The following is a 23,607-nucleotide window of genomic DNA, read 5'->3' on the forward strand; positions in this document are numbered from 1 at the left end:
GTCGCTATTCTCTGCCCTGTTCTGCAGCTTGTGCACTGCTTGTTCCAGGCCGGTTTTCGGCCACCCACCCCTCCAGGTTACGCTGTGGCGCGACGTTCATCGCAAGCGATCCTGAAGGAACATCTTTTCGAACCACTGTTCCGGCCGCGGTGTACGCGCCGTCTTCAATGGTAACCGGAGAAATCAGCACATTCTTCGAGCCAATGCGCACCGCATCGCCGACCGTGCTGTGGTGCTTGTTCACACCGTCATAGTTGGCGACAATCGTGCCGGCACCAATATTGCTGCCCTCGCCGATCGTGACATCGCCAACATAGCTCAGATGAGGAACCTTGCTCGAATCGCCGATCTTTGCGTTCTTCGCCTCAACGAAAGCGCCAATCTTGCCGGCGGCACCAAGCTCAGTACCCGGACGAATAAAGCTAAATGGACCAACCTCGGCACCAGCGCCAAACACCGCAAGCGTGGCTTCGCTACGGCGAATGTGCGCGTTCTCGCCAACCTCGCAGTCGACCAGAGTGGTGTCTGGGCCGACAATCGCGCCAGTCGCAATCGAGGTGGCACCGCGCAGGTACGTGCCAGGAAGAATCTCGACATCAGACTCGATGCTGACATCAGCATCGATCCAGGTGCTGCTCGGGTCAACGATCGTGACACCGGCACGCTGGTGTGCAAGCACAATTCGGTGGTTCAGTTCACGACCAGCCTCAGCAAGCTGAGTGCGATCGTTGACACCTGCAATAAGCCAAGGGTCGTCGGTCGCCACTGCGTCAACGATTCCACCAACGGCGAGAATACGCGCGGCAGCATCAGTGAGATACTTTTCGGCCTGCGCGTTGTTGGTGTCGATTTCGTCGAGCGCGCGGCTCAGGGCAGCCTTTGCGAAGACATAAATGCCGCCGTTGATCTCGGTGATCTTACGCTGCGCATCGCTCGCGTCTTTTTCTTCGACAATGCCGACCATCGCACCGGAAGACTCACGCAAAATACGACCAAGCCCAGTGGGATTATCAAAGATTGCAGAAAGCAGCGTCATACCGCGCTGACCCTCGACGTGTCCGGCAACCAGACGCTCAAGAGTTGGCACATCAATCAGTGGAGCATCGCCGCTGAGCACCACAATCGAGCCATCAAAGTCAGCCGGCAATGCCGCAATAGCCTGCTCGACCGCACGACCAGTACCCGGCACCTCGTCCTGATCAACAATGACAGTGTGCGGCGCGTGGTCAAGAATGGCCTGGGCAACACGCTCACGCTCGTGACGAACGACTGCGATCACGGTCTCAGGCTGCAGGCCAGCTGCAGTGTCAAGCACGTGAGAAATCAGAGCCTTGCCGCCGATACGGTGCAGCACCTTCGGCGTCGTCGACTTCATGCGGGTGCCCTGACCCGCTGCGAGAATCACAACTGCGAGCTTCTGAGTCATCGAGTTTCCTTCAAGATCCTTCGCATCACGGAGCGATAAGACAAAGCTGTGCTTCGTTCACACTCCCAACACACCGAGAAACTACGTTTCACTGCATATTCGATGCGCTGGTGAGCGCATCTCGGAGCGATAAAACAAAGCTGTGCTTTGTTTTATCGCTCCGCCCCCAGGACTCGAACCTGGACCTAACAGCTCCAAAGGCTGTCGTGCTGCCATTACACCAAGGCGGACCATGCCGCAGCGCGGCACCGTTCCATTGTGGCAGAAATTATTCGTGTCGTTGACCGCTTCGCGAATTGCTTTGAAAAAGATGGCGATTCTGCTTACATCTTGAACACAATTTGACCCGAGATAATAGGTGTGTGAATGAACAAGACGAGGTCGACCGCATCCTGGCCGAGTGGGCTGCTGCCCGCCCTGACCTAGATATCGCGCCCCTCGCGGTCTTTTCGAGAATGACCCGCATCACCAAGCACCTCGATCGCGCGCGCGTTCATGCGTTCGAGCGCAGCGGCCTTGCGGCTTGGGAGTTTGATGTACTCGCAGTGCTTCGGCGAAACGGATCGCCCTATCGGCTCAGCCCAAAGATTCTGGTGCAGCAAACCATGGTGTCAAGCGGCACGATGACCAATCGCATCGACCGCATGGTTGATCGCGACCTGGTTCGCCGGCTCACCGACCCAAATGACGGTCGCGGAGTGCTCGTCGAAATGACCGAGCAAGGGCAGACACTCGTTGATGCAGCGATGACCCGACTCGCCGACGCCGAAGAGCGGCTCATCGGTGGAATGCCCCGTGTTGAGCGCGAGCGTCTTGCAGCGCTGCTGCGCAAACTCGCGCTCAGCGTAGACCGCTTCAGCCCGATCGAAGAAGACTAGGCGCGGAGTTTCGGCACCGGCCGCAACGAGCCCGTTTCTCCTTCTGCGCCGGCCTCAAACGCGGTGGCGTACCCGAGCAGGGCAGCATCGTCGTACGCACGCCCAGCAATAGTGAGCCCCACTGGCATACCGATGTCAGACATGACCCCCATTGCGACCGTCACGGTCGGAATTCCAAGGTGCCGCAAAGCGTAGTTTCCATTCGAGAAAAACACACCATTCGACCAGGCTTGGTCTGCAGCGACCTGATCGCGCTCGGCGTTTTCAGCACCTACGTCTCCGTTTGCCGGGAAGATTACGCCGTCGAAAGCCTGAGTATCGAGCCAGCTTTCAAAAAGATCGTGGCGCAACTTCACCAGTGCGTTGAGGCCCGCAGCGAAGTCGCTGCGTAGGCGCGGGTCTGGAATACCCTTCGCAGCGTAGGCGACTGTGGCGCGGTAGCGGTTCGGGTAGTCTTCAACTTCCTCGTAGCGATCTGGCAGCGTTCCCGGCGGCGTTGGGAAGATTTGGTCTGGATCAACTTCGGCAAGCGAAGCGTAGCTCGGCGCTGGAAGATCCTCGTCCCGTCGTTCAAAGTTGGCTCGCAAAAAATCGTCCCAACCGAAGGCGAGAAAATCTGTAAATTCGGTATCCATCCAACCCTCTGGCAGTACACCGAGCGCCGCCACGTTCTCTTGGCCGGGCCGATCCCCCTCGTATTGCTCAATCAGAGGGAAGTCAGTTTCGATAACTTCCGCGCCAAGCGATTCAATGCGTTCGACTGCGGAGCGCCAGAGCTCAAGCACCGAGGGGCGTACCTTGATCGGAAACGCGGGATCCTTACCGAGGTACATGCGAGGCACCGCAAAGCGTTTGCCTGCCAGAGAAGCGTTTTCTTCGAGCTGCAAATATGAGGCCGGCCGGTGGTCGCTTGGTTTTGGCAGCGACACGATTGACTGATTCCGCCAGAAATCGCCTCGCGTGATCGGATCGTCCTGTACCAGCACATCAAGCAGGCGCAGCATGTCGGGCATTGAGCGAGTGTGCGGAACCACTACGTCGCGGGCAGGAAAGAGTGGCCAGTTGCCTCGAATGCTCAGCACTCCCCAGCTTGGCGTATAGGCGCAGAGGCCGTTGTTCGAGGCTGGGCTACGACCACTCGACACGGTTTCTTCACCCATTCCGAAGACGCCCAAGCTGCTCGCCGTAGCGACGCCTGAACCATTCGAGGAACCCGAAGCGTAAGCCGCGGCAAGATAGGCGGGGTTGTAGGGGCTCTCTGCACGGCCATATACGCCGCGCTGCATACCGCCGTCTGCCATAGGCGGCATATTGGTTTTGCCGATGAGCACGGCGCCTGCTTCGCGCAGCTTTTCCACGCTAAACGCATCCCACTGTGCAATCAGATCTTTAAAGGCTGGTGATCCCGAAGCGACAGTGAGGCCGCGAACCATATACGAGTCTTTGACGGTGAACGGCACACCCTCAAGCGGGCCAGCCTGTCCAGCAGCTCTGCGGGCGTCACTTGCTTGGGCTTCAGCAAGCGCGTTGGGGTTTGGCACGACTATTGCGTTCAGCTTCGGGCCGGCCTGATCGATCTTGCTGGCCCGGTCATAACACCACTCAACTAGCTCGACGGCGGTGATCTGCCCGGCCTCGAGCGCGCCGAGAGTTTCAGCGATGCTGGCTTCAATTGGGTCAAAAGCTTCGGTGCTCATGGTGCCAGCCTAGCGTTCACACGGCTAGAAAAGCTTCACAAGAAGAGCTTGGCGGCACAAACATTTGAGGCCGCCTTGCTGGGCAAAGCGGCGTCAAATGTTTGTGCGTGAGCCTTATCGTTCGCTCACGCGGCCAAAGGCCCCCGCGATCGGCGCGAGCACGAGCGGGCGAGCCGCCCAAGTAACCGCAGCCGTGAGCAGCAGGCCACCGGCAAACCAAGCGAAACCGACCCAGTTGATCACATCGGTGCCCGCAAACATGTGGTTCAGATTGCGCAGTGCACCGGTCGAGAGAACCAGGAACACGTGGATCAGAATGAACAGCACGAAGAAGAGCATTACCGGGAAGTGAATCGCGCGAGCGACCGGTGCCGGGTAGAACTTGTTCAACTTCTCGGCGTTCTTCGGCCACCACTCGCTCATGCGCACACCCGTGATTGCCGCGAGCGGGGCTGCGATGAACACGACGGTAAAGTACATCAGCTGTTGCAGCGAGTTGTAGTTCACCCAGCCGTTTTCGACCGGCCAATCGAGCGTGAGGTACTGAATCATCGCGCTCAATGCGTTCGGGAACACTTCCCAACTGGTTGGCACGATGCGAGCCCAGTGGCCGCTCACGAAGAGCAACACGACAAAGACGACACCGTTTGCGAGCCAAAGAATGTCGAGCGAAGTGTGCAGCCAGAGGTAGATCGAAACCTTGGTGCCGCCCTTCTTCGGTGTGAAGAAAGCGTCGGGCTTCTGTTGCTTTCGCACGAGCAGACCCGAACGAATAATCAGCACCATGAGGAAGAAGTTCAAGAAGTGTGACCAGCGTGCCCACACAGGGAAGCCCGGATCAACAAACTCCGGCAGGTGGTATTCGCCTGGGTAGCGCTTCAAAAATTCTGGTACACCCGGGAGCGTGGTGAGACCGCGCGCTGCGAGCACAATGATTGCAGCAGCGAAGATCGCGCCGCCTCCCCAGAGCACCGCGAGTTTGACCCACTGGCCGAGTGTGCGGCTGCCAATGGTGATGGCTTCGCGCTTTGGCTTTGCGGGTGCTACGGCGGGTGCCTGTGCATTCGCCGCTGGCGCTGCGGTCTCGGCAGCGGATGGTGCAGAGATCTTTGCTGCCGGGGTTGCGACTGCCGCGGGCGCAGCTGGAGCCACTGTTTCTTGAGCGACAGCTACAGCTGGGGTCTCAGGAGCGGCAACAGCTGCTGCAGCATCTTGTGGAGCAGCAGCAGCGCCGGCAACAGCGCGCTGAACGGTGACAGTTGCAGCGGGTGGCCATGGATCGCCACCTGCTACTCGTGGCAGCCCCTGGCGCAGCGACACTTCTTCGCTCACAGTATCGAAGGCTGCTGACGCAGCGGCAGTATCTGACGCAGCGCCAGACGGCGCAGCATCGGCGGGCGCAGCAGCAGCGGGCGCAGCTGCAGCGGGCGCAGCTGCAGCGGGCGCAGCAGCAGCTTCAACGACGGGAGAGGCAGGAATAGCAGCGCTTGCCGGAGCCGAGACAACCGCGGCAACTGTGGCACTGCCTGCTGGCGGCCAGGGCTCACCGCCCGGGGTGCGGGGCAGCCCGCGGCGCAGCGACACCTCGGTGAGCGCTGTGCCGGCACCGCTTGCTGCGGGGGCAGCGGCTGGCTCAGCCTGTGCAACTGGCGCAGCTGCGGCAGATTCTGCCGTTGAGGCAGTGGCTGTCTCCGCTGCGGGTGCAGCTACAGCAGCGCCAACTGCAGGCGCGGCAGGCGCGATAGGTGCTGCAGCCTCAGCCGGTGCAACTGCACCTGCTGTGGCAAGTACCGCACCTGCGACATCGGGCCATGCCGGACCGCCCGGGGTGCGTGGCAGCCCCTGACGGATTCGATTAGATGAGTAAGTCGCCAATGGGCTATGCCTTCAACTTCTCAATTTCAGCGATCAGCGCTGGAACCACGGTGAATACATCTCCGACAACTCCGAAGTCTGCAACATCAAAGATTGGCGCGTCTGCGTCTTTGTTGATGGCAACAATGAACTTCGAGGTCTGCATGCCTGCCTTGTGCTGAATTGCGCCTGAGATGCCGAGCGCAATGTAGAGCTCTGGTGACACCGAGACGCCGGTCTGACCGACCTGGTAGGAATGAGGCACCCAGCCCGCATCAACAGCGGCGCGCGAAGCTCCCACCGCCGCACCCAGCGCGTCGGCGAGCTGCTCCACCAGCACAAACTGTTCCTTCGAGGCAAGGCCGCGACCGCCAGACACTACGTTCTTTGCCCCTCGCAGCTCGGGTCGGCTCCCGCCGACCTCGGCAGCTTCAACTGATGAGACTGTTGCTGCGCGTGCTGCGCCTGCGGGAACCTCGATGGTTTGTTCTGCGAGCGGCTGCGCGGCTGCTCGGGCTTCAACGGCGCCCTGACGCACGGTGATGACTGGCGCACCGTGGGTCACGGCTGCGCCGACGGTGTAGGCGCCGCCGTATACCGAGGTTGTTGCGGTGACGCCTTCTGAGTCGCGCGCAACGCCGATGGCATCGACGATCACGCCACTGCGGCTGCGTGCCGCGTAGCGAGCTGCGGCTTCGCGGCCTTCGACCGAGTGCGAAGCGAGTACAGCGTCTGGGTGTACCAGCGCTGCAGCTGCTGCGAGCGCGTTTGCGGCACCGCGGCCAAGTTCATCTGCGGCAGGTGCGCGCAGCACTGCGGCTGCGCCGAGTTCTGCTGCTTGTGCGGCGATTGCTGTGTCGTCGCTGATGACCAGGGCAACTGGGGTGCCTACTGTGGCGGCTGCACCGATCAGGCCTGCCGATGATTTTGCGAGCTGTCCTTCTGGCGTCGTGTCGAGCAGTACCAGAATCGAATCTGTGGCGAATTCCATAATCGTTCGTTCTCTCTTCAGGTTCTAGCTCAGACCAAGCGGTTTTCGGCGAGGAAGGCTGCCAGCTGCTGAGCGGCATCGCCTTCGTCGGTGATCTTGACGCCCGCGGCTCGGGCTGGGCGTTCTGCGATCTGGATCATGATGCCGCGTGATGCGGTCATATCGTCAACGTTGATGCCGAGGTCGCCTGCACTTTTCACCTCAAGTGGTTTTTTCTTAGCCGCCATAATTCCCTTGAAGTTTGGGAATCGTGCGTCTGGCAGGGCTTCAGTGATTGAGATCACTGCAGGCAGTGTGACGCTTGCTTGCATGGTTGCGTCGTCTGATGCACGGGTGCCTGAGACACTGTCTGCTGCAATGGTTACTGCTGAGAGGTTTGTAAGCGCGGGCACCTCAAGCATTTCTGAGAGCATGACTGGCAGCATGCCTGCAGAGCCGTCTGTTGACTGGTTGCCGGTGATGACGAGGTCGAAACCAGCGGCGCGCAGTTCTGCCGCGAGAGCTTCTGCGGTGAGGCCAAGGTCGGCACCGGCGAGTGCCTCGTCGGCGATGTGAACGGCCGACGCCGCACCCATTGCGAGTGCCTTTCGGACTGAAGTTGTCGCGCCCTCTGGAGCCATCGAGAGTGCGGTCACCTCGGTGCCTTCATTGGCGTCTGCGTATGCGAGTGCTACTTCGAGTGCACGCTCACCGATTTCGTCGAGCACGTTCTCTGAGGTGCTTCGCTCGGCAAGGCCGGTTTCGAGACTCAGCGTCCGATCACCGTAGGTGTCCGGCACTTCCTTGAGCAATACGACAATCTTCATGTTCCTCAGTTTTCCTCGGTTGTCGCGCGGAATGCACGGGGTGTTTGCCTGTACGATTCCGCGCGTAATTCACGTGAGTGCGCTATAGCGCAAATCTACCGCAGTTTCTGGTCGGGGAAGGGTTCTCCCCCGACCAGAACTTTTGCGTTATTTCCGGCCGGTAACAGCGCGGGCCACGATTTCGCGCATGACCTCGTTAGTTCCACCGTAGATGCGGTGCACACGTGCGTCGAGGAAGGCGCGCGCAATTGGGTACTCGGTGATGTAACCGTAGCCACCGTGCAGCTGAACACCCTGGTCGAGAATTTCCCACTCGCGCTCGGTGCTCCAGAATTTCACCTTTGCGGCTTCGTCTGCGCTGAGCTTGCCCTGGCGGTAGAGGTCCATCGCTCGGTCCACATACGCCCAGAGCACGTCTACGGTGGTGGCCATGTCTGCCAGCTTGAAACGGGTGTTCTGGAAGTCGGCAACTGGCTGACCGAAGGCTTCACGGTTGCTCGTGTACTCGAGCGTCCACTTGAGGCCGGCTTCTGATGCTGCCGCTGCTGCGACGCCAATTGACAGGCGCTCAAGTGGCAGGTTCATCATCAGTTGGATGAAGCCCATGCCTTCTTTGCCACCGATCAGGTTCTCTTCTGGAATGAACACGTCGGTGAAGGAGAGTTCTGCGGTGTCCCAGCCGTGGAAGCCCATCTTGCTGAGCTTCTTTCCGTGGTCGAAGCCCTCCATGCCGCTCTCAACGATGAGCAAGCTGAACGCATCGGGACGGTTTCCCTCGCCGGTCTTCACAAAGGTGACGACGATATCAGCGGTTTTCCCCGATGAGATGAAAGTTTTTGCTCCGTTGAGGATGTAGCCGCCCTCAACCTTTTTTGCGTTGGTGGTTACACCGCGCAGGTCGCTACCGGCTCCCGGGTCGGTCATCGCCAGCGCGCCAAGGATCTCGCCGGTCGCCATTCGTGGCAACCACTTTTCTTTCTGCGCCTGCGTGCCCATGTGTACGAGGTATGGCACGGCGAGGTCGTCTTGAATTCCAAATGCGCCGGCGAGTGAGCCGTTGCCCGAGCCGATGACCTCTTCGTTTACAACCGCACGGAAACGGTAATCCTGCAGCATACCTGCGCCACCGAATTCTTCTGGAACAGAGAGGCCAATAATGCCCTGCTCGCCGGCGGCAAGCATGGTGGCACGATCGATTTCGCCGTCAGCGTCCCACTGCTGTGCTTTTTCTGGTGTCGCGTAGCGACGCAGGAATTCCTTCACTACCTCGCGGAACGCCTCGTGGTCTTCTTCATAAATATCGCGCTGCATGATGCTTACCTTTCTTGATCGATCGGCCTGCCAGGTCGCCCGGTCTGTGTGTGGAACTGAGTGAATTTTGAATAATTGTTTGATCAGAAAATCTCACCAGCAGAGACAGTCTCTGCGAGTGAGTGCACCTTCGAGAGGTGGTGCGCTCCATAAAAGTCTGCTTCGCTGAGGCGACGCTGGTCTTCGTCAGAAATTGATTCGTGGCCGAGCACCGCGTTCGCAATAGTGACGTGCATCCAGCCGCCAATGAGCGTTGCAAGCATTTCCTGATAGGGCACGGACACTGCGTAGGCATCGCGTGGCGAATCAACGAATCCGAGGATCGCGGCGGTAGCGCGTTCGGCAGATTCCGTGGCCCGACTTACGCGCTCAACGAGTCGTGCTGCGACCGGATGTGTCGATCCAGCGAGCGTTTCAAGCTGTGCCCGAATCTCTGCGAAGACGTTCGCTGCCGTCGCACCGCTGTCGCGAAGAACTTTACGACCAACCAGGTCATTTGACTGAATCGCAGTCGTGCCCTCGTAAATCGGCAGGATTCGAGCGTCGCGGTACTGCTGGGCGATACCGGTCTCCTCGATGAAGCCCATGCCGCCGTGCACCTGAACTGCGTCAGAGGCGATCAGCACGGCTTGCTCGGTGAACCAGGACTTAAGAATCGGCACAAAGAACTCGGCGAGGGCCGCGTTGTTTCCTTCGTCCGCGCGATCGTGCACATCTCCTACCAGGACCGAGAAGGCGCGCATTGCCGAGATACGGCTCGACATCGACAGCAGCAATCGGCGCACATCTGGGTGGCCTGCGATCGGGGTGCCAGCAGGCATCCCGATCACAGCGCCCTGCAATCGGGTGTATGCGTAGTCTTGGGCGCGCTGGTAAGCGCGCTGAGAGATGCCAAGCCCCTGCACGCCAATGCCGACACGTGCTTCGTTCATCATCACGAACATGCCCATGAGACCCTGATGCAATTCGCCAACCAGGTATCCGGTTGCTTCTTCGAATTGCAGCACACAGGTTGGGCTGGCGTGGATACCAAGTTTGTGTTCAAGACCGACAGTGGTGATCGGGTTGCGGGCGCCGGGGGTCCCATCTTCGTTGAGCAAATACTTTGGCGCGACGAAGAGCGAGATTCCGCGGTGACCTGCAGGTGCGTTTTCTGTGCGCGCGAGCACCAGGTGAATGATGTTCTCGGCGACGTCGTGGTCACCCCAGGTGATAAAAATCTTCTGACCACTGATGGCCCAGCTGCCATCACCGTTATCGCGAGCCATGGTTCGTACTGCCCCAAGATCGCTGCCCGCTTCAGGTTCGGTCAGGTTCATGGTGCCGGTCCACTTACCGCTCACCATGTTGGGCAGGTAGGTGTCGCGCAGTTCTTGCGAGGCGTTTGCTTGGAGTGCTCGGATTGCGCCAAGGCTGAGCGCGGGGCAGAGCGCAAAGGCTGCGTTGGCCGAGTTCCAAAACTCGGTCAGGGCGGCTACTACTGATCCCGGCAGGCCGTCTCCACCGGCGGCCTCAGATACTGCGGCCGATACCCAACCGGCTTCGGCGAAGGATCTGTACGCCTCTTTGAATCCGTCAGGAGTGCGCACTTCGCCGTGAACAAGCTGTGCTCCCTGCAGATCGCCAACTCGATCGAGCGGCGCGAATACTTCTGCAGCGAACTCGCCGGCCGCATCAATGGCGTCTGCTGCATCTTCAGCGGTGAGCGCCCCGCCTGAGGCGCGAGCTACCAGGTCTGTGCCGAATGCTTCGCCCAGCAGAAAGCGATATTCGTCGGTCGGCGGAACATAGCTGCCTGGCTCTGCCGACGCGTGTGCGGCAAGAGTATCGATCGCCATTGTGATCTCCATCGGTCAGGGTTCTGATCAGCGGAGTCGCGAGTGCGTCCGCGTATGGCTCTCACTATATCTGGCACTCAGTCTCACTTCAAGACCCCTGTGTTTTAAGTGATTTGTTTGCCGACAAGTGCGTTAAGTGAAGATTCAATGAAACTCAGTCTCAATTCTGTGATAACTTCGGCACATGACCGCAAGTGCACCGCTAGACGACTGGGCTGCCCAAGCTCCCCAGGCGGCTGCTGTGCGCTATCTCGCCGAGCACGGCTACGAGCAGACGACCGCTAGCGCACTGGCCGATGCCATCGGCATGAGTCGAAGTACTTTTTTTCGGCGCTACGGCAGCAAAGAAGATGTGGTGTTCGCCGACCACGATCTGGCGCTCGCTAGCTTGCAGCGTCAGCTCGAATCCTCAGACGAGATTGGCTATGACGAGATTGTGCTTGGTGCGCTTGAAGTAACCAGGCTCCTCACGCGGGATCCTGCCGGCGCCAGGCTTCGGTCCGAGGTTCTGCGCAGCACGCCAGCCCTGCGCGAACGCGAGCTAGTGATCACGCATCGCTATGAGCGACTTTTTGCGGATTTTTTGCAACGAAAAGCCATTCCGGGATGCCCCGATTGGGCGCCCATTGCACTCGCGGCAGCCACCGTTGCCGTGCACAACGCAGCGCTTCGACGGTGGCTTCGCAATGACGATGCCAGGGTGTTTAGCGAACTTGAGCGCGATCTTGGTGAGCTTTCTGAGCGTTTTCGTCCGTGGTTTGGTGGCGAGCAGCGCGCTTCAAAAGTTGTTGTCGCTGCCTTTGACGCCGATGCTTCGCCGAGCGAAGTGTTGCGCGCGATTGCCGCACAGCTCGATTAGTGATCGTTGACGCTGTCGCTGCTTTCGTTTACTCTTATGTGGTCAGACCACACTCGTGTGTTTCTGATCCCCCGCAGTTCTTGTGAAAGGACACCTCAACATGGTGCAGCGCCAACTCCCCCGCCCCTCAGAGATCTTTGAACTCATGCAGTTCAAAAAGCCGGAGTTGAACGCGAAAAAGCGCCGCCTTGACGCTGCCCTCACCATCGCAGACCTGCGCACCATCGCAAAACGACGCACCCCCAAAGCCGCCTTCGACTACACCGACGGCGCGGCCGAAGCAGAACTCTCACTCACACGCGCACGGCAAGCGTTCGCCGACATCGAGTTCCACCCAGATATTTTGAAGCCTGCCGCCAACGTAGACACCAGCACAGAGATTCTTGGCGGGTCCTCGGCCATGCCATTCGGCATCGCCCCAACCGGTTTCACCCGGCTCATGCAAACCGAAGGCGAAATCGCTGGCGCAAGCGCCGCGGCCGCAGCAGGCATTCCGTTCAGCCTCTCGACACTCGGCACATCATCGATCGAAGACGTGAAACACGCAAACCCGCGCGGAAGAAACTGGTTCCAGTTGTATGTCATGCGCGATCGAAGCATCTCGTACGGCCTGGTCGAGCGCGCAGCCAAGGCCGGCTACGACACCCTGCTCTTCACCGTTGACACGCCCATCGCTGGGGCGCGTCTACGCGACAAACGCAATGGCTTCTCGATTCCGCCACAGCTCTCGGCTAGCACCATCGCGAACGCGATACCTCGGCCCTGGTGGTGGTACGACTTCCTAACCACTCCAAAACTTGAATTCGCCTCACTCAAAACCACCGGTGGCACCGTGGGCGACCTCGTAGACGCTGCGATGGATCCCACCATCTCATTCGAAGATCTCGAGATTATTCGGGAAATGTGGCCGGGCAAGCTTGTCGTAAAGGGCGTGCAAAATCTCCCCCAAGCGGTGGACCTCATCGACCGGGGCGTTGACGGCATTGTGCTCTCGAACCACGGAGGCCGACAACTCGACCGTGCACCCATCGCCTTCCACCTGCTACCCCAGGTAGTGCGCGAAGTAGGTAAAGATGCGACCGTAATGATCGACACCGGCATTATGAACGGTGCCGATATCGTTGCTTCAGTTGCGCTCGGCGCCAAGTTCACCCTGATCGGGCGCGCCTACCTCTACGGTCTCATGGCCGGTGGCCGCGAGGGCGTTGACCGGGCGATCGCGATCCTGCGTAGCGAAATCGAACGCACCATGACGCTGCTCGGTGTTTCATCGCTCGACGAGCTTGAACCGCGGCACATCACCCAATTGCAGCGGCTCACCCCGATCGCACGCGACTAGCCGCTCACAGCTCTGATGCGTTGAGCGTCTGCAAGCCACACGGCTGCAGGCGCTCAACGCATATCTTGGTCTAGAACACCCAATTCGCCCCGGCAGCAATGGGCCAGCCCCACGCCGCCGAAGCTGCGGCGAGCGCTTGAGCTGATCCCGAGACCAGACCTGCCTGAGCAAGCGCGGCAAGTGAAACGCTGCCGAGATGCGCAGCACCCAGCTCACGAATGTCTAGGCGGAGGTCGGGCTCTGCGTCGCTGCGAGAAACCTCTGCGTGCCCCCAGGCTTTGGCCCGCACCCGCCAGCGGCCGGCGTTGGCTGGCAGCCTCGTGTCAGTCACGTCAATCACCACATCAACATCTGCGGCATAGCGACGCTCACTAAGTGCTGCCTGTAGATCGAGAATTCGCAGCCAGAGATTGTCGCGATAGTTCGCGCGAGCCCGACGGGTGTCTAGCAGCAGCGAAAGAATTGGGTCATCGACGGGCAGGTGTGCGATTTCCACGGCCGTCGTGAGATCGATATCAAGCAGCGCCTCCCAGAGTCGCCTCGCAGCCGCCGGTGTGTGCGCGACCGCTTCGCGCACGTGCACAACCCCGTTGGGGCCTAGGCGATCCTCGTCGAATGTTCGCCGAAATATCGCGTAGCCGAGGGCCGCGCCGGCAGTATCACGCACAATGAGCAAACGATTCGCTTCTTTTCCGTCGCGAAACATTGGCAGATCGGCATCACGGGCCGCGCGAAGGCCCGGGGTCTCCCAGCTTGCCCATCCAGGTCGCCCAAGACCCTCGGGAAGGCGACCGTAAGCCAGGTGCAGATCAGCAATAAGGTCACCGTGCTGGGCCGCAGACCACGGCACAAATTCAAGCTGCAAATCGGCAGCCCCGGCAACCTCGCGCAATTCTGCTTTGCGTTCAATGCGCAACGAGACCTCGGCAGCTGCTGCGCCGTAGCCGAACCGACCATAGATACCTGGCTCGCTCGCGGTGAGCGCCGAAACTGATTCGCCGTGCGCAAGATCATCGGCAAAATGTGCGTCAATCATATTGCTGAGCAGACCGCGGCGGCGATGACTCGGGTGCACGCCCACCCAAGACAAAAATCCGCATTCCACTTGCGCGCCCGGCACGCCAAACGATTTCAGAGGGTACGCGCAAAACATGCCCTGAAATCCGCTGACCTGGTCGCTGCGCTCAACTGCGAAGGTACGAGACCAGTCGAGCGGTGAGGGCACGCCCATCAGTTCATCGACCGAGTGCTCAGTCGGGAATGCCCAAACGTCAAGCTCAAGCATTTCGCGGCGATCTTCTTCGTTCAGTTGACGCAGGCGATATGGGGCTTGGAAAGACATGCACTCATCCTACGAGAAGAGCTGTTTCCCCCATAAGCCCAAAAAGAAGGGCCGCTGGATCGCAAGCCCCACGCATTGGGATCGTTGCGGGCGGACGATCCAGCGAAAAATGATGCCCCTAATCAGTGAAACGCTCGTGCAGCAACTCGACCTCAGCCTCGCTGAGCCCGAGACCAGAAACGGCATAGTTGTGAGCGGTACCGTATTGCGTACGCATCTGATCCAGAGCTGCCGCGAGGTATTGCTCTTGTACTCCCAGCACTGGCAAGAGCAACTCGCGGTCAACGCCACGCGCTTGTGCCGACTGGATCATTGGCTCAAGCGCGGGCAGAAGATCGGTATTCGTCTGCAGATAATCGGCATAGATATCGTCGTCGCTGGCGCCAAGGATCGCGAGCAGAGATGCTGCCGCCCAGCCAGTGCGGTCTTTGCCAGTGGTGCAGTGGAAGAGTGCCGCGCCCTCACGTTTCGGGTCACCCAAACGCAAAAAGAACTCCCGATACGACTGATTCGCGGATGGCAGGCGAAGAAAATCTCGATATGTCTCTTCGAACAGCGCAATCGCTTGGCCCCCGGCAAGCATGGCGGCAAAAGCCTTCGGGTTCTCGCCAAATTGAGTAAGACTCGCGGCAACACTTGTCTTGCTGTCGGCGAGCACATCAAGCGAACGGTGATCGGTGCCCTCAGGCAGACGGTCAGGCGCTGCAGCAATCTCATCAGCCGTGCGCAGATCGAAGACGGTGTGCACACCAAGAGCCGCGAATGCCGGCATATCTGCCTCTGCGACCTCACTGAGCGTTGCAGAACGATAGATTGCACCGCGGGTGACTTCGCCGGCTGCTGTGGGAATACCGCCCAGATCGCGCAGATTGGGCGCGCTAACGATACCGACGCGACGCGCGTAACGATCTTCGGAATCGGTCGAGAGAGTTGTCGATTCTGTCATCTGATCCTCCTGGCTTCGCGTATGGTGCGCTTCGTGCGGACAGTGCGCCTTGTGCAGACAGTGCGCTTGGCGCGGATGGTGCGCCTGGCGCGGAGCGGGAAGCCAGATCGCACGCATGCGTCGAACGCACCCGTGCTCGCTATCTTGGCAGAGAGAGGTGAACTAAGGAAGAGCCCGCACGTGACATTTCAGCCAAGTGGGGCGAAGCTATCCAAGAAGCTCAGAGAGTTCAAGCCACCGCTCCTCAAGGGCTGCAACCTCGTCTTCAAACGCGGTAATCTTTGCCATCTCGACCCCAAGCAACTGGTAGTCGCTCTGATCAAGTTCAGCAAGACCATCGCGCGATTTCACGATATCTTTTTGCAACTTTTCCATCTTGCGTTCAACCGCAGAAAGCTCTTTTTCTGCCGCGCGCAGCTCAGCTCCAGAAAGCGCCGAAGCCGTATCCACAGTCTGACTAGCTGCGCTCGAGGTGGCCTTCGCAGCGCCCTGAGAGGTGCCAGCAGCCTTCGCGCCTTCTTGCGCTGCCCTACGTTCAAGGTACTCGTCAATACCACCGGGCAGATGCCGCAGTTTACGGTCAAGGATCGCATACTGCTGATCGGTCACTCGCTCAATAAAGTACCGGTCGTGCGACACAACGATGAGCGTGCCCGGCCACGAATCAAGCAAGTCTTCGATCGCTGCAAGAATGTCGGTGTCGAGGTCGTTGGTCGGCTCGTCAAGAATCAGCACATTTGGTTGATCCAGAAGGATCAATAGCAATTGCAACCGGCGCTTCTGTCCGCCCGAAAGATCTTTCACCGGGGTCGAAAGCTGCGCACTAGAAAAACCCATTTGCTCAAGCATCTGACCGGGAGTGAGATCTTGAGCCTTTGAGCCAGTACCAACAGTAAAACTCGTACGCAGGCGACCAATCACCACACGTACCGGCTCGTTCAGGTGCTCTTCGAGTTCATCGAGCCGCTGGGTGAGTGTTGCCACCTTCACCGTTTTGCCGCGTTTCACACGGCCGCTGGTGGGTTCGACAGCACCAGAAATCAGTCCAAGCAAAGTTGATTTTCCGGCCCCGTTCACGCCGAGAATACCGGTGCGCTCCCCCGGCGCAAGCAGCCAATCAACGTCTTCGAGCACTAAGCGGTCGCCGTATTGCACCCCCGCTTCAACCAGGTTCACAACCTCTTTGCCCAGTCGGGAAACCGCGAGTGATTTCAGCTCGGTCGCATTGCGAATCTCTGGCACATCAGCGATCAACGCATTGGCGGCATCAATACGAAACTTTGGCTTCGAAGTGCGAGCCGGTGCGCCTCGGCGCAGCCAGGCCAACTCTTTACGAGCAAGATTCTGCCGCTTCTGTTCAATCGTCGCAGCCTGGCGGTCCCGCTCGACGCGCTGCAAAATATAGGCTGCGTAGCCGCCCTCGAAAGGTTCAACAATTCGGTCGTGCACCTCCCACGTGGCGTTTGCGACTTCATCAAGAAACCAGCGATCGTGCGTCACTGCGAGCATCGCGCCTGAGTTCGCTGGCCATCGCCGCTTTAAGTGATCTGCCAACCAAGCAATCGCCTCAACGTCGAGGTGGTTTGTTGGCTCGTCAAGCGCAAGAATCTCCCAGTCGCCGACCAGCAGCCGGGCGAGCGCAACTCGGCGGCGCTGCCCGCCGCTAAGTGAATCGACCGGGGCTTCCCAATCAAGATCAGCAACGAGACCGGCGATAACGTCGCGGGCGCGGGCGTCGCTAGCCCATTCGTACTCTGGCACATCGCCGACGATGGCGTGCCCCACTGTTTCGCCGTCGTCGAAACGGTCTTCCTGATCGAGCACGCCGATGCGCGTGCCGCTGCGCACCGTGACTTTGCCGCCATCGGGGTCTCTGCGCCCAGCGAGCATCATCAGCAGGCTCGACTTACCGTCGCCATTACGCCCAACGATGCCGATACGATCGCCCTCGGCGACGCCAAGGGTCACCGAATCGAACACTACCTTGGTGGGAACTTCGAGATGCAGGCCTTCGGCCCCGAGCAGATGCGCCATAACCCTTTGAGTCTAGGTGGTGGCAGCATAAAGGCCGCCGAGCAACGCCCAGCGGCCTTCGTTGGCGAAACTAGTTGAGCCTTAAGCGCAGCAGCTTCCGCCGCAGCAGCTTCCGCCCGACTGCTCATTGTCGAGCAGGTTCAGGATCTCTGCGCTCTCTGCCGAAGCAGCAGCAGCGATGCCAGCTTCGTCGTTCAGCTTGGTGTTGTTCTCACTCATCGGTACTCCTTGATGGTTGGTTTTTGATTGTCTTAATTAGTCTTCGGGTGAGCTCTCGCCATTGCGAAAGCTCTGTACCTGCTCAAGCACATTTGCAAACGTTTCGGCCGACTGAGCGCCCGAAACCGCGTACTTTTCTTCGAAAAGGAAATAGGGAACCCCGTTCACGCCGAGCATACGCGCACGGGTGATGTCACGCTCGACCGCATCTTCAAAGGTTTCGTCGTTGTACGCATCGCGCACCTCGTCTGCGTCAAGACCGACTTCTTCACCAAGCTCAGCAAGGGTTTCGACGTCTGAAACTTGACGGCCCTCAGAGAAGTACGCCCGGAACAGGCGGTCTTGCATCTCGGCCTGCAGCCCCTGCGACTTCGCAAGGTGCAGCACGCGGTGTGCTCGGCTGGTGTTGGCGTGGCGCAGCTTATCGAAGTTGAACTCAATTCCCTCAAGCTCAGCCATCTTGGTCATCTGTTCGAGCATCTGCTCAACCTGCTCGCGGGGCATGCCCTTGTGCTTGGTCAGAAAATCGATTTCGCTGCCCTCGTAGTTATCGGGGGTATCGGGCGCCAGCTCGAAGCTGTGGCTCTCTACTTCGATGTCAATCTCAGGGTTCTGGCGGGTGAACTCGGCGACGCCAGCCTCAAAGCGGCGCTTTCCGATGTAGCACCATGGGCAGGCAATGTCGCTCCAAATGTCGACGCGGAGGGTGTCATTCATATTGGCTACAGCGTATCGCGCCGAGAAGATATTCCCTGAAATTCACAGCTATGCCAGAGTTGATACGAAAAGTCACACACACGGGGGTGAATTGTTTATGGCTCAGCAATCAGACGCTCGGTTCTCGACATGGGAAAAACCGTTGAGGATTCTTGCCGCAACATTCACAGCAGCTCTCGGTATTGCGCTCATTGTGGTGCCGTTGTCAACACAACAAACCACCGTGTGCATCGGTATTGGCCTGATCATCGTTGGTTTCACGCTCGTGCTAGAACCGGGCCAACATGACCCCGACGTGCACAGTGTCGGCAGCTTCATTCTCACCAGATTCGGTCGCGCAGTTGGCGCCGCGATGGTCGCTTTCGGCCTGCTGCTCACTTTCTGGCCCGACGCTGGCGCACCCTGGCTCGCCGCAATGGTGGCGCTCTCACTGATCTTGCACGGTATAGCTTCCGCAATTCTCACGTTTCGCGGGGACGCCGACAACCGGGTGGCCGGGCTATTGATCGCGCTTGCCGGTATTGCACTCGGCTTCCTCGCGTTTTCCTGGCCGGTGCTCACGATCGCCATATTCAAACTGGCCGTCGGCGCGTGGTTCATATTCACCGGATTGCGCGCACTTTTTTTGCTCTGGCGAAACCAGCGATCGGAACGAGCAGCCACAACGAACACTTCTCTTTCACGCGTCAGCCGTTGGGCTCGCACCATTGGCGCGGCACTTGCGCTTGTGCTCGCGGTCGGCGCAAGCTGGGGCAGCGCACAAATTCTCGGCGGCACTCCCCTACCAACTCCCGACGATTTTTATCTCGCGCCGGATCAACTCCCAACCTCTCCCGGACAACTCATTCGCACGGAACCGCTCAGCACGGGCGTACCAAGCGGAGCGCAGGCATGGAAGATGCTGTACACGACGACCCTGCCAGATGGTTCGGCTGGAGTTTCGAGCGGCACGATCCTCGCCCCTGCCAATCGTGATGGTCAAGAGCTGCCGTTGCTGACGGTCTCGCACGGCACCACCGGGGTGATCGATGGCTGTGCGCCTTCGCTCAGCGCCACACCATTCGCCGACGGTGCGGGCACGGCCATGCAGCAGATGGTGACTGAGCACGGTTGGGTCGCCGTCACCTCGGACTACAGCGGTATGGGAACGACCGGCACCGCTGCCTACCTCGTCGGCGAAGCAGAAGCCCGCAACGTGCTCGACGCGTCACGTGCCGCCCGACAGTTCGAAGAACTCTCCATCAGCAGCGCGACCGTCATTTGGGGGCACTCTCAAGGCGGTCAAGGCTCACTCTGGACAGCACAACGCTCCGCTGACTACGCGCCAGAACTCACGATTCTCGGCACCGCTGCGTTCGCCCCAGCCGCTGACCTTTACGGCCTAGCTGACGCAGACAAAAACAATGCTGCCGGCAAAACCGTCTCGGCTTACATCGCCTACACCTGGAATCAGCTCTACCCTGAACTCAACCTTGAGGCACAGCTCACCCCTGGGTCGCAGGGGCCAGTGCAGCGCATTTCACAGCTCTGTTTCAACGGCAGCGATGCAATCGCGGCGATTCTACGCGGCACTCAGGTGCCGAACCAGATCTTCCCCGACAGCATGCTCGCAGGCGACTTTGGCAAGAAACTAAAAGACCAGACCCCGGTGGGCCCGTTCCCAGCTCCCGTGCTGGTTGCGCAGGGGCTCGCTGATCCGCTGGTGCTGCCTTCGATGCAGCAGAAATGGGTGAATGAACGCTGCGATGCCGGTGAAGTGATCGACTATCGCACTTTCGAAGGACTCAGCCACGTGAGTCTTGTCGCGGCAGATTCACCACTCACCCCGCAAATCGTTGAGTGGACACTTGACCGTTGGCGGGGCGACCCGGCAGCGAAGCAATGCAGCAGCAAAAGCTACCCCAGCACCAAGAGTACCGGGGCCGAACAGTAGGAACTAGTCTTTGACCACCGCGCGCGCAATGGCCAAGAACTGGTGAATATCGAGCTGTTCTGCTCGCAACGTTGGATCGATGCCCGCTACCGCAATGGCCTCGCTGGCGGCCTCAGCGCTCGTCGGAATACCCAAAACGCCCTGCAACGATTGACGCAGCATTTTTCGTCGACCGGCGAAGGCAGCGTTCACAAGTTCAAAGGTGGCAATACGCTCTGGCTCGGTACCGAGTGATTCTTCTCTGCGTTTGAAAGCAACAAGATTCGAGTCGACGCCTGGCACTGGCCAGAAAATCTTACGGCTCACAGTGCCTGCGATATGCCAATCGCCGTACCAGGCAGCCTTGGCACTAGGCGATCCATATTCTTTTGACCCCGGACCAGCGGCAATGCGGTGACCTACCTCGGCCTGCACCATCACCAAACCAGAACGCAGTCCAGGCAACAGCTCAAGCAGATGCATCAGAATTGGCACCGACACGTTATACGGCAGATTCGCCACAAGCACCTGCGGCATCAACCAGGTGTCTGGGTCCATCAGCTGACCGAGAGTGACGTCAAGTGCATCAGAGCGCACCACGCGCAGCCGACCTTCTGCGGCGGCGTCAGGCTGCATCACTGCGAGAGTGTTTGGCAACTCAGCAGCAAGTCGGTGGTCAATCTCGACTGCGGTGACCTGCGCTCCCGCTTCGGTGAGCCCAAAAGTGAGCGAGCCTAAGCCCGGGCCCACCTCCACCACGCGGTCGCCAGCTTCGACTCCGGCAAGGCGCACGATCTTGCGCACCGTGTTCGGGTCGATCACAAAGTTCTGGCCGAGTTTTTTCGTCGGCGTAACGTCGAGGCGTTCGGCTAGTTCACGCACCTCGTTTGGTCCGAGCAATGCCATGGTTATGCCTCCTCACCAGGCAGCGCCCACGAACCATAGACTCGCTCAGTGTTTGCATTCAGTCGCGCGCACAATTCATCAAGTGGTACTGCCAGGTGCTCAGCCATGCGGCGAACGGTATGTGGCATCAAATACGGCGCGTTTGGCCTGCCCCGGAACGGTTCGGGCGTCAAAAACGGCGCGTCTGTTTCGATGAGCACAAGTTCGGGCTTTGCCACAGCCAGCGCATCGCGAAGGCTCTGCGCGTTCTTGAACGTTGAGGTGCCAGAGAACGACATGTACCATCCATTGTCGTTGCAGATTTCTGCGAGTTCCGCATCACCCGAAAAGCAGTGAAACACTGTTCGTTCGGGTGCGCCAACTCGTTTCAGCGTGGCAACAACGGCCTCGTGCGCGTCTCGATCGTGAATCTGAAGCGCAAGACCATTGCCCTTGGCAATGTCGATGTGCGCTTCGAACGATTCGATCTGGGCATCGCGCCCGTCTTCTCCGGTACGGAAAAAGTCGAGACCGGTTTCACCGACTGCGCGCACTCTGGGCTGTGAGGCCAGTCGAGAAATCTCTGAGAGGTGTGCCGTCAGAAGCCCCTGAGCAAAGAGCTTTGGAGCCTCATTCGGGTGCAGCGCAACTGCCGCCAGCACGCGAGGATCACTCGCAGCCATTTCGGCGCTCCAGCGGCTGGTCTCAAGATCTGTGCCTACCTGTACGACACCGGCGACGCCCACTTGTTCGGCACGATCAAGCGAATCAAGCGGATCAAGCACCTCTAGCCCATCTTCAAACTCAAGATGGGTGTGGTTGTCGTAGACCGGAATTGGCAACGGCTCTGGCACCGGCGGCCTAGTCAAGTCCCGTGAGCTCTTGGCAGCGCCCTCCTGGCTCGCAGAAGGACGCTTGCGTAGACCACCGGCTGGTGAATCAGCAGACATTTATTTGCTCTCTGCGTCGGTTTCAATACGCGGGAACAGCACAGCGAGCGGTTGCTGTGGGGTGCCAGCGGGCAGACGGCCCCAGGTTCCTGCGTCGCGCAATGGCTGCTCATCGAGCGCGCCAATCGCCTCGTCAGCGCCCAGTGCTGCCCAGAGCTTTGCGGTTGCCTCAGGCACAACCGGGTGCAGCAGCTCGGCGAGGGCACGCAGACCCTCAGTTGCTGTCGCGAGCACGGTGCCAAGGCGCGGCTTCTGCTCTTCGCTCTTGGCGAGCACCCAAGGCTCCTGCTCGGTGATGTAGCCGTTGAGAGCGTCAACCAGCTGCCAAATCTCAGCGATCGCCTCGTGAATTGCGAAGCGTTCGATGTGGGTATCGGCAGCAGAAGTCACCTTAAGTGCCAGCTCCCGGATCGCCTGATCTGCAGCAGTCTCTTCTGCTGCCGCTGGCTGCACACTGCCAAAGTACTTCGCGTTCATCGCGAGAACGCGGCTGGCGAGGTTACCGAAACCGTTTGCAAGTTCGGCCTGGTATCGAGCGGCGAGGTCTTCCCAACTGAACGAACCGTCTTGCCCGAAGCTAATTGCGCGCATGAAGTAGTAGCGGAACGCGTCGCTGCCAAAGGTATCGGTGATCTCGTTTGGCGCGATTCCGGTGAGCTTCGACTTTGACATTTTTTCGCCGCCAACAAGCAGCCAGCCGTGTGCGAACACATGCTCAGGCACTGGCAGACCGGCAGCCATCAACATTGCCGGCCAGATCACTGCGTGGAACCGCAGAATGTCTTTGCCAACGATATGCGTGGCTGGCCAACGTCGCGCGAACTGCTCGTCGTTTGAGCCGTATCCGGTTGCGGTGACATAGTTGAGCAGCGCATCGAACCAAACATAGGTGACATGCGAGCTATCCCAAGGGATCGGAATGCCCCAGTCAAATGAGGTGCGCGAAATAGAAAGATCTTCAAGCCCCTGCTGCACAAAGGCAATAACCTCGTTGCGCGCGCTTGCTGGCTGCACAAAATCTGGACGCTCTTCGTAGAGCGCCAGCAGGCGGTCTTGGAAAGCGCTCATCTTGAAGAAGTAGTTCTTCTCTTGAAGCAGTTCGAGCGGTTTCGAGTGGATCGCGCAAACTTTTTCACCTTCGAAGGCGCCGGTGCCATCGACGATTTCACTCTTCGGCTTGAACTCTTCGCAGCCCACGCAGTACAGCGCCTCAAATTCGCCCGCGTAAACGTGACCGTCGTCATAAAGCTTCTGCAGGAACTTTGCTACGCCTTCTTCGTGGCGAGCATCAGTGGTGCGAATGAAGTCGTCGTTTGAGATGTTGATGGTGTTGAGCAGTGGTCGCCACGCGCTCTCTACCAAGCGGTCAGCCCACTCTTTCGGTGCAACACCATTTGCGGTTGCGGTACGCAGGATCTTCTGACCATGCTCATCGGTACCGGTCAGGAACCAAGTGTCATCGCCCGATTGGCGGTGCCAACGCGCGAGCACATCTGTGGCCACCTCGGTGTAGGCGTGGCCGATGTGCGGGGCATCGTTAACGTAGAAAATCGGGGTGGTAATGAAGAACGACTTGTTCTCAGAGCTTTCGGGCATGATTACC

Annotated in this window: 19 protein-coding genes and 1 tRNA gene; 4 read left to right on the forward strand and 16 right to left on the reverse strand. The window is 59.3% G+C overall.

What is annotated here, in order from left to right; all coding sequences use genetic code 11:
* Positions 1 to 4: 4 nt before the first annotated feature.
* On the reverse strand, positions 5 to 1,426 hold the full coding sequence (glmU, locus tag QBL02_RS00400) for a bifunctional UDP-N-acetylglucosamine diphosphorylase/glucosamine-1-phosphate N-acetyltransferase GlmU (protein WP_282724367.1): 1,422 nt from the start codon (positions 1,424 to 1,426) through the stop codon (positions 5 to 7).
* 158 nt (positions 1,427 to 1,584) lie between these two features.
* A tRNA-Gln gene (locus QBL02_RS00405) sits at positions 1,585 to 1,656 on the reverse strand.
* A 132-nt stretch (positions 1,657 to 1,788) separates the two neighbouring features.
* Between QBL02_RS00405 and QBL02_RS00410 the strand changes: the two genes are divergently transcribed.
* Positions 1,789 to 2,304 carry a MarR family transcriptional regulator gene (locus tag QBL02_RS00410; RefSeq protein ID WP_282724369.1) on the forward strand — a complete coding sequence of 172 codons (516 nt, stop codon included), beginning with the start codon at positions 1,789 to 1,791 and terminating at the stop codon, positions 2,302 to 2,304.
* Here QBL02_RS00410 and QBL02_RS00415 read toward each other — a convergent pair.
* The 6 genes from QBL02_RS00415 to QBL02_RS00440 all read right to left on the reverse strand — a co-directional run bounded on the left by QBL02_RS00415 (position 2,301) and on the right by QBL02_RS00440 (position 10,801).
* Positions 2,301 to 4,001, reverse strand: coding sequence for an amidase (locus QBL02_RS00415; protein ID WP_282724373.1), 1,701 nt, complete (start codon positions 3,999 to 4,001; stop codon positions 2,301 to 2,303). The genes QBL02_RS00410 and QBL02_RS00415 overlap by 4 nt on opposite strands.
* A 114-nt stretch (positions 4,002 to 4,115) precedes the next feature.
* Entirely contained in the window at positions 4,116 to 5,876 is a 1,761-nt protein-coding gene (locus QBL02_RS00420; RefSeq protein WP_282724374.1) for a cytochrome b/b6 domain-containing protein, read from the reverse strand.
* 4 nt (positions 5,877 to 5,880) lie between these two features.
* Positions 5,881 to 6,846 (reverse strand): electron transfer flavoprotein subunit alpha/FixB family protein, encoded by a 966-nt coding sequence (locus QBL02_RS00425; protein WP_282724375.1) that lies wholly within the window; start codon positions 6,844 to 6,846, stop codon positions 5,881 to 5,883.
* A gap of 29 nt (positions 6,847 to 6,875) precedes the next feature.
* Positions 6,876 to 7,652: an electron transfer flavoprotein subunit beta/FixA family protein gene (locus tag QBL02_RS00430; RefSeq protein WP_282724376.1), complete on the reverse strand. Its 777-nt coding sequence runs from the start codon at positions 7,650 to 7,652 to the stop codon at positions 6,876 to 6,878.
* A 147-nt stretch (positions 7,653 to 7,799) separates the two neighbouring features.
* The gene (locus tag QBL02_RS00435; RefSeq protein WP_282724377.1) at positions 7,800 to 8,963 is read right to left on the reverse strand and encodes an acyl-CoA dehydrogenase family protein; all 1,164 of its coding nucleotides are present in this window, start codon (positions 8,961 to 8,963) and stop codon (positions 7,800 to 7,802) included.
* 83 nt (positions 8,964 to 9,046) lie between these two features.
* Complete coding sequence (locus tag QBL02_RS00440; protein WP_282724378.1) at positions 9,047 to 10,801, reverse strand: acyl-CoA dehydrogenase; 1,755 nt, start codon at positions 10,799 to 10,801, stop codon at positions 9,047 to 9,049.
* A 184-nt stretch (positions 10,802 to 10,985) separates the two neighbouring features.
* Here QBL02_RS00440 and QBL02_RS00445 point away from each other — a divergent pair, with 184 nt between their 5' ends.
* Both QBL02_RS00445 and QBL02_RS00450 read left to right on the forward strand, forming a co-directional pair.
* Positions 10,986 to 11,660, forward strand: a complete 675-nt coding sequence (locus tag QBL02_RS00445; protein WP_282724379.1) for a TetR/AcrR family transcriptional regulator — start codon at positions 10,986 to 10,988, stop codon at positions 11,658 to 11,660.
* 100 nt (positions 11,661 to 11,760) lie between these two features.
* Positions 11,761 to 12,999, forward strand: a complete 1,239-nt coding sequence (locus QBL02_RS00450; protein WP_282724380.1) for an alpha-hydroxy acid oxidase — start codon at positions 11,761 to 11,763, stop codon at positions 12,997 to 12,999.
* A gap of 70 nt (positions 13,000 to 13,069) precedes the next feature.
* Here QBL02_RS00450 and QBL02_RS00455 read toward each other — a convergent pair whose 3' ends face one another.
* The 5 genes from QBL02_RS00455 to QBL02_RS00475 all read right to left on the reverse strand — a co-directional run bounded on the left by QBL02_RS00455 (position 13,070) and on the right by QBL02_RS00475 (position 18,257).
* Positions 13,070 to 14,341 (reverse strand): GNAT family N-acetyltransferase, encoded by a 1,272-nt coding sequence (locus QBL02_RS00455; RefSeq protein ID WP_282724381.1) that lies wholly within the window; start codon positions 14,339 to 14,341, stop codon positions 13,070 to 13,072.
* A gap of 118 nt (positions 14,342 to 14,459) precedes the next feature.
* On the reverse strand, positions 14,460 to 15,287 hold the full coding sequence (locus QBL02_RS00460) for a tyrosine-protein phosphatase (protein ID WP_282724382.1): 828 nt from the start codon (positions 15,285 to 15,287) through the stop codon (positions 14,460 to 14,462).
* Between the two features lie 207 nt (positions 15,288 to 15,494).
* Positions 15,495 to 17,321, reverse strand: a complete 1,827-nt coding sequence (locus QBL02_RS00465) for an ABC-F family ATP-binding cassette domain-containing protein (protein WP_282724383.1) — start codon at positions 17,319 to 17,321, stop codon at positions 15,495 to 15,497.
* Positions 17,322 to 17,402: 81 nt separating this feature from the next.
* Positions 17,403 to 17,540, reverse strand: coding sequence for a hypothetical protein (locus QBL02_RS00470; RefSeq protein WP_282724384.1), 138 nt, complete (start codon positions 17,538 to 17,540; stop codon positions 17,403 to 17,405).
* Between the two features lie 36 nt (positions 17,541 to 17,576).
* On the reverse strand, positions 17,577 to 18,257 hold the full coding sequence (locus tag QBL02_RS00475; protein ID WP_282724385.1) for a DsbA family oxidoreductase: 681 nt from the start codon (positions 18,255 to 18,257) through the stop codon (positions 17,577 to 17,579).
* A 97-nt stretch (positions 18,258 to 18,354) separates the two neighbouring features.
* Here QBL02_RS00475 and QBL02_RS00480 point away from each other — a divergent pair, with 97 nt between their 5' ends.
* Positions 18,355 to 20,190 carry a lipase family protein gene (locus QBL02_RS00480; protein WP_282724386.1) on the forward strand — a complete coding sequence of 612 codons (1,836 nt, stop codon included), beginning with the start codon at positions 18,355 to 18,357 and terminating at the stop codon, positions 20,188 to 20,190.
* A gap of 3 nt (positions 20,191 to 20,193) precedes the next feature.
* On the opposite strand, the gene rsmA is transcribed toward QBL02_RS00480, so the two are convergent.
* Genes rsmA through metG form a run of 3 tightly spaced genes read right to left on the reverse strand, consistent with a single transcriptional unit; the run spans position 20,194 to position 23,600 of the window.
* Complete coding sequence (gene rsmA, locus QBL02_RS00485) at positions 20,194 to 21,075, reverse strand: 16S rRNA (adenine(1518)-N(6)/adenine(1519)-N(6))-dimethyltransferase RsmA (protein ID WP_282724387.1); 882 nt, start codon at positions 21,073 to 21,075, stop codon at positions 20,194 to 20,196.
* A 2-nt stretch (positions 21,076 to 21,077) separates the two neighbouring features.
* Positions 21,078 to 22,004, reverse strand: a complete 927-nt coding sequence (locus QBL02_RS00490; protein ID WP_282724388.1) for a TatD family hydrolase — start codon at positions 22,002 to 22,004, stop codon at positions 21,078 to 21,080.
* Positions 22,005 to 23,600 carry a methionine--tRNA ligase gene (gene metG / locus QBL02_RS00495; protein ID WP_282724389.1) on the reverse strand — a complete coding sequence of 532 codons (1,596 nt, stop codon included), beginning with the start codon at positions 23,598 to 23,600 and terminating at the stop codon, positions 22,005 to 22,007.
* Positions 23,601 to 23,607 lie beyond the last annotated feature (7 nt).

It is taken from the genome of Leucobacter sp. UT-8R-CII-1-4 (assembly GCF_030010235.1).
Classification (GTDB): Bacteria; Actinomycetota; Actinomycetes; order Actinomycetales; family Microbacteriaceae; genus Leucobacter.